The sequence below is a fragment of the Blautia sp. AF17-9LB genome, assembly GCF_003479185.1.
GTDB lineage: Bacteria > Bacillota > Clostridia > Lachnospirales > Lachnospiraceae > Fusicatenibacter > Fusicatenibacter saccharivorans.
On record NZ_QUGU01000023.1, the window covers coordinates 61852 to 75439 of the forward strand.

The following is a 13588-nucleotide window of genomic DNA, read 5'->3' on the forward strand; positions in this document are numbered from 1 at the left end:
TTTCGCTTACGCTGCATCCCGATGTTGCTTCTCACTATTTCCTCTCAGGCTTTTAAGTCAAGCGGATATTCGCAATCCGCTTCGCTACTTGCTCATAACCGAATAGCTGCTTTGCAGCTTCAGTTAAACTTAAAAATATTAAGTCCGGTTTCCTCATCATGAACTCTGTCCACTCTTCCGTCAATTACCGTGATGACCAGCTCACAGGTTGCACTGACAATCGCTCTGTTCAGATGTCCTCCAAACACCTCGCCCTTCTGATTTCCGGCACTCATATGAAGATGTGCATAGTATTCTCCATCCATTGTATTGATTGTACCTGTCAGTGATGTAATTTCATAATACCCCTGGAAGCTGTTTGAATAATATTTCTTTTCGTCTGTCTTGTATACTCCGACTGTGAAATCATTGATCGCTCCAAGAGCCTGGACACTGGCAAGCTTTATATTCTCCTTTATGGCAATTACCCTCAGCTGCTCCAATATTTCCTCGTCTTTGTCAATCCTTGCTACTATAACATTGTCAAATTTTCTGTATTCCATTTTATTCTCCTTTCTCTTTCCGCCCGGTCACTTTTCAGACATTACTGCAATAACCTCAATATTTATTCAGAAAATGCTCCCTGTTCGGATACTCCTGCCGATATGCCCGGAGGGCGGCTTCCCGGAGCAGGGTGAATTCTTTTTCCATGTGAAGCAGGCGTGGTGCCTTGAACGCGATCACACTGATCTGTTCGGCGATTTTTTTCGCGATTCCTTCTTCGGACAATTGTCCCATGCCGAATACCAGAGAGGTAAATCCTCTGCCTCCTCTGCTGACCTGAATAAATTTCAGGAATACATTGTACAGTTCATCTGCAAGAATTTTCTGGTATCCCTCATCTGACTGCATGGCTTCCGCCAGGCACAACGTGGAGAGAATCCGGGCTCCCGTCTTTCTTCTGTCGCCTCCCAGATCCAGGGAGGTTCCTTCCGCCAGATACTTCAGTTCCATCAGGCATTTGACAAATTCATCCTTCTGGAGCCTGCGTTGTCCGTATCGGACCGTCCAGAGCCGAGCCCGGTATTCTTCTTCCCAGGCTTCCTCCTCTCCGATATGTTCTTTTAAGATCTGCTGCCGTTTCGCCGGATCTGTCTCCTGATAAAAATCTTTGGTCCATGTATGTTCCATCTGTTTTTCCTCATTCTGTCAGGCGGATATTCGCAATCCGCTTCGCTGCTTGCTTGATTGGTTTAAAATAAAGACACGTCTTTACTTACTCTTTCTGCCTGCAAACGCAGTCTTCCTGCTTACATTCCGGAGTGGGAAATCGTCTCTTCTGCGTTCAGGTACTCATCGATGTTGCTGCCGTCTACCTTCTGATATTCTGAAAAATAATACCGGCCTTCTTTCAGGCTTTCCTGGTCAAATTCCTCTCCCTCGAACAGCTCCACTGCCATTTTCGCCATTTTCTTTGCCTGATCCACTCTGTCATTTAGGATGCTGCCCTGCATCTCTCCTGCCTTTACGGCTTCCAGAGCCTCTTCCAGGCCATCAATTCCGAAGATCACCGGCCATTCTTCACGGACATAGCCTGCTTTCCGATAGGCCTCCACAGCCCCAAGTGCCATCTCATCGTTGTTGGACATAACAAGTTCAATCTTTTTTCCGTACTGGCTGATCAGACGGTTCATGCGGTTTTCCGCCTGTCCCCGGTTCCAGTCCGCTAACTGATAGCTTAGCTTTTCCAGTATAACATCATTCTTCATCAGTGTCTTTACGGAATACTCTGTTCTGCTGATGGCATCCTGATGGCCTGCTTCTCCTTCCAGAAGCACGTATTGGATCTTTCCATCCTGATTTTTATCGACTTCCGGATGGCTCTTGATGTATTCTTCTGCAATCTCGCCCTGCATGATCCCGGACTGTTCTGCATCACAGCCCACATAATACAGCTTTTCCCACTGCATCAGGTCTTCCCTTACCGGTTCCCTGTTAAAAAAGATCACAGGAATGTCTTCATTCCTTGCCATTCGGATGATCCGGGACGGAGCTGTCCGGTCCACAAGATTGATACAGAGCACATCACAGCCGGCATCAATCATCTCTTCCACCTTTTCGTTCTGTTCCTGCTGATCGTCGTTTCCGCTTTTTGTCGATACGATAATCCTTCGTTCTTTGTTTTCCATGGCTTTCAGCTGCGCCTTCAGTTCATCCGTCAATCCATTGATAAAAGGATCATCCTGAGTGTAGGTTATCACTCCGACCCGCAGGGTTTTCTCTGTCTGGTCCGACTTGCCGGAACACCCCGACAGCACAAGCACCGCACTCCCTATCGTGGCAGATAATAATACTGCCACCCTTCTTTTCTTTTTATTCATAGGAATATAAAAACCTTTCTAAATCTTCGTCCATAGAGAAATTTTCCTTGCCAAGTACCTGATATTCGGTTATATATCCTTGCATTTTATAAGACCTGTGCTCGATCCTTTTGGTTATTTCTTCCACACTTTTATAGCCGATTTCATATCCGTCCGGCACAGCCAGCCCCTGAATGTTTCCGTTATCCAGAAGTGCAATCGTCTTCAGACTGTAACCCACTCCATAGAGCTCCGCGCCCTCGTATGTTCCATTTTCTGCCTGCTCTCCAAACTCTTCCAATATTCCTTCATCCAGGATGACAAGAGCATCCGCCTCTGTTTCCTTCTTCATCCGCTCCACAATGTCCTGTTCTTTTCTCCGGTAAATACACCAGCTGATCTTGCTTTCGCTGCCTTCCAGCGCCTCGTTCAATCCACAAATCTCCGCCTGTACAGCCTCGGACATTTTCCAGTCGGCGATAATTCCGATCTTCTGCTTTTTTGTTCTCAGCCGTTCTCCCAGCCATCTTCCGATCTCCCGGTAATCCGGCTGGATCGTGGGACTGGCAGTTTTCCCTTCTTTTACCGCCAGACCATCTGCAATCAGCAGATACGGTTTATTTCCACACTCTTTTTTCAGCATATTTTCCGTCTCATGACCGGGTGCCGGATATATGATAAAGCCATCAATATCGTTGTCCTTCTGTTCCCTGATAAATTCTCTTTCCGCCTCCGGCCCGTCGATCTCTTCCGTATTGCAGATGATCATATGAACGTTGTTCTCTGCCGCAGCCTGCTTCATTCCCTTGATCAGGGCATCCCAGCGTTTGTCACCGGACTCCGGAAGAATCACCGCAATCCGGGGCTCTGCTACGTTCTGATCGAAAATTTTCCATACAAAGAATACTGCCAGCAGCAGCAAAAGAAACTCAATTATAAGAAATTTCATTCTGTTCTTTTTCATCCGCCCGGTCTCCTCTGTATGTATTTTTGTAATTCCAATGCTTCTGCGTTTTCCGGTGTATATGGGATTGCCGGAATACGGATCGTAACCCTTGTTCCTTCGTCCGGTTCGCTTTCTATGGAAAGTCCGTATTCTTCGCCAAACATCAGCCGGATTCTGGAATGCACATTGATTACGCCCACACCGGAACCATGCTTCGGAACCTTGCTGTTATCCGTCAGAATATTTTCCAGGACTTCTTCCCGCATGCCCATCCCATTGTCTTCGATGGTGATCAGAATGTCCTCGTCTTTCTTTTTTCCGCTGACGATGATCATGCCGCCATCATCCTCATCCATATTGCCAACGCCATAATAGATGGCATTTTCCAGGATGGGCTGGATCACCAGCTTTACGATGCAGCAGTTTTCGATCTCTTCCTCGATTCGGAATTCTGTTTTAAACCGCTCTTTGTACCGGGCCAGCTGGATATTCATATAGCTTCTGCTGTGCTGCAGCTCATCCTTAATGGGAATGATGGTCTTACCGCGGGATAGACTGACACGAAGTAATTTTGCCAGTTCAGAAATCATACGAACCGCTGCTTCATTTTCCTGGGCTTCCACCATCCACGTGATGGATTCCAGTGTATTATACAGAAAATGGGGGTTGATCTGGCTTTGCAGGGCATCCAGTTCACTTTTTCTTCGTTCATTTTGCTGCCGGATGATCTCGTCCATCAGTTTTTCGATCTGTTCATAGGACTTCTGCACAGAATGTCCCAGATGGCGGATCTCCGAGGAGCCGCCGATATAGATATCCGGTTTTCCTCCTGCCTCGTGGGCCTTGACGGAAGCATCCAGCTCCCGGATCGGTTTGGATATCTTCCGGGAAACCAGCTGGTTTCCCTCCAAAAGCATGACCATAAGAACCAGAACAGTAGCAAATACATAGTAACGGAAGTTCTTGTAGTTTGCCGCCTGCACACTCTCCGGCACAACACCGATCATTTTCCAGCCTGTATAGGCTACGCTGCCGACGATCACGGTCTCGTTCTGACCGCCGGAACGGATCTCGTAGGTTCCGTCCTCGTATTTTGCCGCGTCCAGACTGTTTTCTTCAAATAATCCGCGGTTTAACTCCGTTCCCCGTGGATGATAGATCATCTCTCCGTCCTGACTGGTCAGATAATAGTAGATTCCGCCGGAACAGTCATTGATCTGCTTCATCACGTCCCTGATCACAGAATATTTCATATCCAGTAAAAGAATACCGGTTTCCGGTGTCTCTCCCTTGTTGACATCTACATACCTGCTCAGGGAAACTACCCATTGGTACCGATAAGAGCCGTCCTCAAACAGCTCCTGGATATGCGGTGTGGAAAAGTGTATATTTTCAATGGCATCTTCCGCATTTTTATACCATTCCTGCGTCTGCACCTTCACATTTTTCTTTTCTGCCGCCACCGGCTCCGATGCAATCAGATTTCCTTTGGGGTCATACAAAGCCAGGCTCTGGATCTTATCGGAGTTGGTCTCATAGAGCAGACTGAACTGCTCCGAGAATTCCCCGCTGGATATATCAAACTGCTGGACCACGTTGTAGTTTGCCCCGTTTATAATCTGCCGGATATCCAGCAGGTCTGCATCTAACCGGTCCACGGTAGCCTCTACAGTAGCTTCCGTGTTGTCCACTGCTGTTTTTTCCAATGCCAGCTTGAATCGATGGTAAAGCAGCAATCCCATTACAATGATCGTAACCAGTGAAATCGCCATAAGGACAGACAGGATGATCGACTGTATGTTAAATACGATGTTCTTCCTGGAATCCGGCTTTCTTTTTCTATCTTTCATGTATTTTCCCTTTCACCTGTTCCCTCTTTTCTGCCTGATGTACTCTCGGAGTCTTTCTGTGCTTGCTCTTTCTGCTTTCCGTCTTTTTATTTTCCGGAAGCTCTGTATTTGGAAGGGGAAACACCGAATTTCTTTTTGAATACATAGCTGAAGTAGTTCGCATCCTGATATCCCACTTTTTCTGCGATCTTATAGCTTTTTTCATCGGTGTTCAGCACCATTTCTTCTGCCCTGTCCATTCGGTAATCGGTAAGATAGGAGACAAAGGACTGACCGGTTTCCTTTTTAAAGATGGACGAAAAGTAAGAATTGGACACACCAAGATCTGCGCACACATCATCCAGCGAGAGCGCCGGTTCCATATATCTGTCTTTTACGATGTTCTGTGCATCGGTGATGATCCGTCTGGAGGTACTGTTTCTGGTACTTCTCAGTTTTTCGCTGATCGCCATAGACATATTGATGATCCAGTTTGTCATAGAGCTTTCATCCAACTGAGTCACTCTTTCATAAAGGTTCTGTACATTTCCGGAAATTTCATTGAAATCCATGGAATTATTGGCACAGAATTTGAAAAATCCGCTGACAATCTCCATGGTAGCCAGATTGTACTGGCTGATGGTGGCTGCATTCTTATGGAGCTTTTCTGTCTCTTTGATGGCTTCTTTCCGGATCTTCTCCTGATCCCCTACATGGATGGCACGAAACAGCTCCTGCATCCTTGTCTCTTCTAAGGGAACCGCCTTTTTTGACTCTTTAGGAACGATCTCCGCGATATTGATGGCTCGTTTCGTTCCGTACAGGACACGATAGGATACCGCCTCTCTGGCTCCCTCGTAGGAAATACTGATGTCGTACAGACTGTTGCAGACGGTTCCGATCCCTGCGGTAACCGCCGCCCCCATAATTCTCCATGCCCAGCGGCAGAACCGGTCACACTTGTCCGTCAATTGAGCTATCTCATCTTCTGAATGGAGTTCCATAATCAGAATGGTATTACCCATATAAATGAATTCCTGGCAATTACAGTTCTCCATCAGCCGCTGTTTGATCTCCCGTTCCACGGACATGGATAATAATAAGGGATTCATCCCATCCGGCACATCATTTTCCGAGGTATGAAAGATAATGCAGCAAAACAAAGGTCCCTTCATATCCACCTGATAATCCAAAAGGAATCGTTCATAGTCCTCTTCTCTGACTCTTCCTTCAATCAGGGAAATGAAGAAATTGGACTGCAGCTTTGGTAATACCTCCTGGAAATAGTCTTCCAGTTTTTTTACATTTAACTTTTCTTCCCGTTCCCTGTCCAGTGTTGTTTTCAGCTTCATCAGGCTCTCTGACAGCTCGGTGGCGCTGATGGGTTTCAGCATATATTCCTTAATCTCCAGATGGACGGCCTCTTTCGCATACTCGAATTCGTCAAAGCCGGTGCAAAGCATAATGTAAATATTAGGATAGTCCTGGTTCAGTTTTCTTGCCAGCTCCAGTCCATCCATGTAAGGCATTTTAATGTCCGTCAGTACCACATCCGGCTGAAGTTTTTCCACCAGCTCCAAAGCCTTCACGCCGTTGGTGGCACTTCCCACTACGTCAAATCCCAGATCATTCCAATGGATCTTTTTTTTCATAACATCGATGACCTCTACTTCATCATCGACAAGAATCACTTTATATTGTTCCATTCTTATCCCCCTGTTTTCCGGAGTACGTTGTTGTTCCTTCATTATAGCAGAAGATTGCTCTCTGCTGAATGAATAGTTACAAAAATTTTTGCCAGAACAGAATAAAAGACCGCCCTGGTCATCCATCGGACGACCGGGCTGTCTTATATTCTATCTGTTTATGAATCTTTCATTATTTTTTCTGTACATATTTCAGACAGTCAAGTGTTACAGCTGCCAGAATAATGATACCTTCGAAGATGAACTGAAGGTTGGTATCAATACCCAGAATCGTCAGGGCATATGTCAGGGAGGTAAAGATCAGTACACCGGTTACAACTCCGGAGATCTTACCGATACCACCGGTAAAGGATACACCACCAACTACGCAGGCTGCGATGGCATCCATATCCCATCCCTGTCCGTAAGCTGCACTACCGGAACCAACCATACGGTTACATTCCAGCCAGGAACCGAAGCCATACAGGATACCTGCCAGCATAAATGCTCCCATTGTTACTTTAAATACAGAGATACCGGATACTGCTGCCGCTTCCGGGTTTCCACCTACCGCATACAGGTTTTTGCCAAAAGTTGTTTTGTTCCAGATAAACCATACAATGGCAACTGCTGCAACAGCCCACAGAATGATGGTCGGGAATTTTCCGATCTGCGGAATGAAAGTATTCGGGATGGCAGAATCAATCGCACCGAAGGATACACCCTTGGTCGCATAGGTAACCAGACCGAAGATGATCAGCATGTTCGCCATGGTAGAGATAAACGGATGCATTTTGAATCTCGCCATGAAGAATCCGGCAATCATGGCAAATGCAGTCGTAAGGATTACACACATTAACAGTGCAAACAGTGCTTTCGCTGTAGCAGGCATAGCGGAGAAGTCAAATACATGTCCGAATACGGCACCTGTATTGATTCCGTTATGCATGATGATGGTTGCTGTAACCATACCCATACCAACCATACGTCCCACAGAAAGGTCGGTACCTGTTAACAGGATCAGACCGGCAACACCAAGTGCAAGGAACATACGCGGGGATGCCTGCTGTAAGATATTCAGGATGTTGGTAACAGTCAGCAGCTGTGTATTTTTAACGATCGGTGTGATGATACACAGTGCGATGAAGATCAGAATGATTACAATATACAGACCGTTTTTGTACAGGAACTGAGATAAATCGAAGGTATATCTGTAATTTTCCAGTTTCTGTATTCTCTGCTGCGGGAATGTAAATTTGGAAGCCCGCAACAGGTCGATCAGGTGATATTTATGCATGAATGCTTCATGTCTTCTGTCCTTGATCTCCTGAAGCTTCGATTCGTGAGCCATCTGTGCATCAAACAATTTATTTTTGAGCACATATTTCTCAGCCTTAATCTCTTCTGCACCCTTCAGAGAAGCAACCTTTTTCTGATGCTCGCTCTTTAGATCTGCTTTGACCTTCTCATATCTGCTGTTTTCTTCTGCTTTTGCAGCTTTGCAGCTTTTGTTTACTACGTCGTAATAATCCTTTTTGTAATGCGCGGCCAGATAGTTTTCTGCCTCTGCGATCAGCTTTTTGATTTCTTCTTTGTTGTCTGCTTCTACTTTTTTTGCATTTTCCAGCTCTTTTTTGCTGTTTTCAATGATCTTATCTCTCTGTGTTGCGGATAAGTTCTTGTTTTCTTTTGCAATCGCGATCTGTTTTTTCAGATCGCTCACTTTGTCAAAGCCGTCTGCACGTAATGCATCGATTTTTTTCTGGATTTCTTCCACATATTCATCGATCGGCTTCAAAAGCTTTGCTTCTTCTTCCGACGAAATAATAACGCTGTTTTCTGCCATTTCCAATTTTCCTCCTGTTACAGGTATTTAGCACTGAGTCTCAATAATTCTTCCTGGTTTGTTTCTTTGGTATTTACGATTCCGGCCAGACGTCCGTTAGACATAACACCGATTCGGTTGGTAATACCAAGAATCTCCGGCATTTCGGAAGAAACAACGATGATTGTTTTTCCCTGTTTCGCCATATTGATAATCAGTTCATAAATTTCATATTTTGCTCCAACATCAATTCCTCGTGTCGGGTCATCCATCATGAATACGCTCGGTGAACGCTCCAGCCATTTACCAAAGATGACCTTCTGCTGATTACCACCGGAAAGGTTGGCGATCATATCATCCGGTCCCATACATTTTGTATGCATGATCTTGATTTCTTCAGCCGTTGCACGCACCATCTTGTCATGCGATAATGCGACTCCGCTCTTATAATGCTTCATATTCGCAATGGTAGTATTGAATGTAATATCGCCCTTCAGGAACAGACCATTGGCTTTTCTTTCCTCTGTAATCAGAGCAAATCCGTGATCCATAGCATCTTTCGGGGAGGAGAAGTTCAGTACTTTTCCATCATATACGATATTTCCTTCTGCTTTTGTACGAATTCCGAAGATGGTCTCCAGAAGTTCCGTACGACCGGCACCGACCAGACCATAGAATCCGAAAATTTCTCCTTTTTTGATATCAAAGGAAATATTCTGCAGTTTCGGTGCATATTTTGTTGATATATTCTGTACGGAGAGAATCGTTTCTCCCGGTGTGTTGTCTACAGGCGGAAATCTGTTGTCCAGAGAACGTCCAACCATGGCGGCGATCAGTTCGTTCATATCCGTTTCTTTACTTGGCTTGGTCATGACCAGGCTTCCGTCTCGCAGTACGGATATTTCGTCACAGATTTCAAATATTTCATCCATTTTATGTGAAATGTAGATCAGAGCAATTCCCTGCGCCTTCAGCTGACGCATCATCTTAAAGAGCTTTTCAACCTCCGGTGCAGTCAGGGATGATGTAGGTTCATCCAGTACAATGACTTTGGAATGATAGGAAATCGCTTTTGCGATCTCGCACATCTGTCTCTGAGATACAGACATTTTCTTCATTGGCTGCGTCAGATCAACTGTAATTCCCAGTTTTCTGAACAGGTCTGATGTTTCTTTTTTCATTCTTCCTTCGTCGATCACTCCAACGGAATTCTTTGGGTATCTTCCAAGGAACATGTTATCTACAACACTTCTTTCAAGACACTGGTTCAACTCCTGGTGTACCATTGCCACTCCGTTTTCCAGTGCATCCTTCGGGCCGGAGAAATTCACTTCTTTTCCGTCCAATACGATGGTTCCTTCATCTTTCTGATAGGTTCCAAAGAGGCATTTCATCATTGTCGATTTTCCGGCACCGTTTTCACCCATCAGTCCCATAATGGTTCCAGGTTTGACATTCATGCTGATATGTTTCAGAACCTTATTTCTACCGAACGATTTGCTCATGCCGTTAATCGATAAGATATATTTATTCTTATCATCTGTCATAGCTGCGCTTCCTTTTCTTAATAAAGAAGGGTATCATTGCTGACACCCCTCTATAATTTCATTCATTTACGGTAACGATTCAGAGACCTCATCTCGATTTCGCATGGCTCCGAACCGTTACCATTTACACTCTTATTCTGTCTCTAAATTATTTGGAGAGAAGTGATGTATATGCTGCTGCATTATCGGTCTTAACCATGTTAATTGCAAAAGCATCATACTCGCTCGGGTTTCCAAGACGGTTTGTGATATTGGACTCTGTCTGTCCGTCTCCACCGATGTAATCTACCTTCAGGTTCAGCAGATCATCATATTTCTCCAGCAGTGGCTGATAGGTAGAGCTCAGGAAGTTATCCGATGCGTTGTAGATATTCAGCCATACTTTTTTGGATGGGCTCTTGCTTTCATCCAGCTGTTTTGCAACTTTATCGTAAACTTTTGTGGAATCTGTGAAATCGTTGTAGTTATCGGCTGTTACAGCAATATTTAATGCGTAGTAAGATCTCTCTTCTTCGCTGTATCTGTAATCCTCACCCTCTGTCAGGCAGTTGCCGGCTTCATCTGCTGTACCGATACCGGTATCAATGTCTACACCGTCCAGTGCGTTACGCAGAACTCTCAGTGTCAGGTAAGCCTGAACGTCTGCATGCTGAGAAATTGTTCCGCCATATCCTTCACCGATTGCTGCTACAGCATCGCTGTTTGCATCGTAACCGAAGGTAGGAACTTTGTTGTCTTTTGCCCATGCATTGAACATTGACATTCCCATACCATCGTTATTGGAAACTACAACATCGATCTGATCACCGAAGGAAGCTGTCCATGTTCCGATCGCGTTACCAGCTGTTGCAGCATCCCATGTTGCACCTGCTGAGTTTTTCATTTCCTGAGAAGCCAGCTCACGGATGGTATATGTTTTTCCGTCTACATCCAGAGTTGCATCCTGCACAACCTTTGCTTTTCCGTCTACGTTTGTTCCGGCCGGTGTAGAATCTACTCCGCCGTCTGCATCTACACCTGTTCCAAGTGCGGAACGAACACCACGTGTACGGGCGATAGAATCGTTATGTCCGATATCACCGATTGCCAGAACATATCCGATTACGCCGTCACCGTTTCTGTCGATCGTGTCTGCGTTTTTCTTGATGTAATCCAGAACCATCTGTCCCTGCAGTTCAGCACCCTGGTTTGCATCGAAACCTACATAATAAGTATTTCCGTTGAAGTTCAGAGCATCTTTGTCCAGTTCGCCGGTAGCACTGCTGGATGGCTGACGGTTGAACCAGCACAGAGGTTTGTCCTTGTTTTCTACGCTTCCGCCCGTTGATGCCGTAGAATCTGCTGTTTCTGTTTTCTGGGTAGAATCTTTAGACTCTGATGGGGATCCTCCACAACCAGCCATGGATACTGCCATAGCTACTGCCATAATTGCTGCTAATGCTTTTCTTTTCATTTTTATTCCTCCCGTTTGGTGATTTTGCTAGATTCGCTTCGTTCCTAGCTGATGAATTCATTATAATCACAAGCGGTCTGAAAAAAAATAGAATATTTTTGGATTAGTTATTGAAATTTTTGGTTATTTCTTGTCGTAATTCCCCAAAACTCCAAGAATCATGCAAAAAAGCAGTCCCACAGAGCGCAAATTACCGCATGACAGATTTTTGTCGTACCTCGGGTACGCCTTCCCATCTGTTTCCTGTAGTTTGCGTTCTGCAGCACTGCTTTTTTTGTATTATTTCTTACTTATGCTTTAAGCGGGGTAAGAGATCTAAAATCCTCTTGCAGGCGAGACTGCATCAGCTTTCTGACGTTTTAGCATCTTTATATTTTCGTATCAGAATCATATAGCTTATGATCAGTAAAACAGCCGCACTGCTCCATGCACAGATCTCGGCATAGTATATTCCCTCTTCGCCGATCCATTTCGGCAGCAGCAGCGCAACGCTGACACGCATCACAAATTCTGCAATGCCGCTGGCAAGCGGAATCAAAGTATTGCCCAGCCCCTGGATCGCGGAACGATACACATGCAGCAAATACAGTATCCACAAAAAGACAGCCATGATAAACAAATACTTATATGCAATATCTAATACCCGTCGGATCTGCTCCGGTTCACCGGATACAAACAGAGACAATATATTACGCCCAATCAGCACCATCATACCGGAAATGAAAACAGAAGTGAGCACTGCCATATACGTACCGCTGCGCACACCTTTTCGGATTCTCTGATATTTCTTTGCGCCAAGATTCTGCCCTACATACGTTGTAATCGCATATCCATAGGAAACGGCTGCCATCTCCAAAATTCCATACAGCTTGTTCGTTGCCGTAAATCCGGCTACAAACAGAAAGCCAAAGCCATTGATCACATACTGCACCGTAAGTCCTCCCACAGAAATGATCACGTTCTGTATGGCAAGAGGAGTCCCCAGCTTCAAAAGCCGCAGACTCATAGACGGCTGCCTGTAAAAATCCTCCTTTTCCAGTCGGATATCCCTGATTTTCCGTAATACAAGCAGACAGTACAAGGCTGAAAATCCCTGTGCAATAACAGTCGCCACGGCTGCTCCGGCTACGCCCCAGCCAAAAACTGCCACAAACAGCAGGTCAAGTCCCACATTGATCACTGCTGCCACGGTCATTGCAATCAATGGAGATCTGCTGTTTCCAAGTGCCCTCAGGATCGCCGCAAAGATATTATAGGCAGCTATAATCGGGACTCCCGCAAAAATCAGCCGTAAATATAGCATCGTCAGATCAATAACATTATCCGGTGTCTGCAAAAATAAAAGAACGTGATAAACTGCTCCTTCACTTACTGCGAGTACAATCACAGACAGTAATGCTGTCATAATATAGCTTTTCGCCACCGCACATTTCAGATTTTCCTTTTCCCCTGCTCCATAGTACTGCGATACAAGAATCGAAAAGCCCTGTGTGATACCTGTCATGATGCCCAGCACCAGCCAGACCAGCCAGTCTCCGGCGCCTACTGCCGCCAACGCTTCTACTCCTACCACCTGGCCAACAATCATGGTGTCCGCCATCGTATAAAACTGCTGGAAAATATTTCCGAGCATCAGTGGTATGGCAAACGTTATGATCAGTTTTCCGGGGGATCCCGCAGTCATATTCTTTTCATTTGTTCCCATAAGATTAAGAAGCTCCTTTTCTCTCTTTTCCTCCTGCCCGCTATTTTACAGGGGACCCTTGCGAAACACAATTCTATTTTTTCACAAAGTTTTTCCGATATTTTTGGTGGCTATTACTTTCTTTTGAGGTAAAAAGAGATTTTCGTTGGTTTTCCATTACAGAGTATGAAAAAGAAGCAGCGTATTTGAGACGCAGACATAATATACATCCAATTACGTATCGGATTCTACATCTTAATTCCGCAGTATTCCCATGTCA

The 13588-nt window shown here is 45.2% G+C and carries 10 protein-coding genes; all 10 read right to left on the reverse strand.

Features of this window, described 5'->3' with window-relative positions:
• Positions 1–119: 119 nt before the first annotated feature.
• Positions 120–542, reverse strand: coding sequence for a PPC domain-containing DNA-binding protein (locus DWX00_RS18160; protein ID WP_055228550.1), 423 nt, complete (start codon positions 540–542; stop codon positions 120–122).
• Positions 543–597: 55 nt separating this feature from the next.
• Positions 598–1170, reverse strand: a complete 573-nt coding sequence (locus DWX00_RS18165; RefSeq protein ID WP_118595950.1) for a DUF6553 family protein — start codon at positions 1168–1170, stop codon at positions 598–600.
• A 119-nt stretch (positions 1171–1289) separates the two neighbouring features.
• A complete protein-coding gene (locus DWX00_RS18170; RefSeq protein ID WP_319638367.1) occupies positions 1290–2339 on the reverse strand; it encodes a galactose ABC transporter substrate-binding protein in 1050 nt (349 codons plus the stop codon).
• A 13-nt stretch (positions 2340–2352) separates the two neighbouring features.
• Positions 2353–3303, reverse strand: coding sequence for a substrate-binding domain-containing protein (locus tag DWX00_RS18175; protein WP_117510114.1), 951 nt, complete (start codon positions 3301–3303; stop codon positions 2353–2355).
• Positions 3300–5135 (reverse strand): cache domain-containing sensor histidine kinase, encoded by a 1836-nt coding sequence (locus tag DWX00_RS18180; protein ID WP_118595951.1) that lies wholly within the window; start codon positions 5133–5135, stop codon positions 3300–3302. Before DWX00_RS18180 ends, DWX00_RS18175 begins: the two co-directional genes overlap by 4 nt.
• A gap of 86 nt (positions 5136–5221) precedes the next feature.
• Positions 5222–6820, reverse strand: a complete 1599-nt coding sequence (locus DWX00_RS18185) for a response regulator (RefSeq protein WP_055267740.1) — start codon at positions 6818–6820, stop codon at positions 5222–5224.
• Between the two features lie 172 nt (positions 6821–6992).
• Complete coding sequence (locus DWX00_RS18190) at positions 6993–8645, reverse strand: galactose/methyl galactoside ABC transporter permease MglC (RefSeq protein ID WP_118595952.1); 1653 nt, start codon at positions 8643–8645, stop codon at positions 6993–6995.
• A gap of 17 nt (positions 8646–8662) precedes the next feature.
• Positions 8663–10171 (reverse strand): sugar ABC transporter ATP-binding protein, encoded by a 1509-nt coding sequence (locus DWX00_RS18195; protein WP_055228555.1) that lies wholly within the window; start codon positions 10169–10171, stop codon positions 8663–8665.
• 148 nt (positions 10172–10319) lie between these two features.
• Positions 10320–11624 carry a substrate-binding domain-containing protein gene (locus tag DWX00_RS18200; RefSeq protein ID WP_055220189.1) on the reverse strand — a complete coding sequence of 435 codons (1305 nt, stop codon included), beginning with the start codon at positions 11622–11624 and terminating at the stop codon, positions 10320–10322.
• Between the two features lie 343 nt (positions 11625–11967).
• Positions 11968–13329, reverse strand: a complete 1362-nt coding sequence (locus tag DWX00_RS18205) for an MATE family efflux transporter (protein ID WP_118595953.1) — start codon at positions 13327–13329, stop codon at positions 11968–11970.
• Positions 13330–13588: the final 259 nt, after the last annotated feature.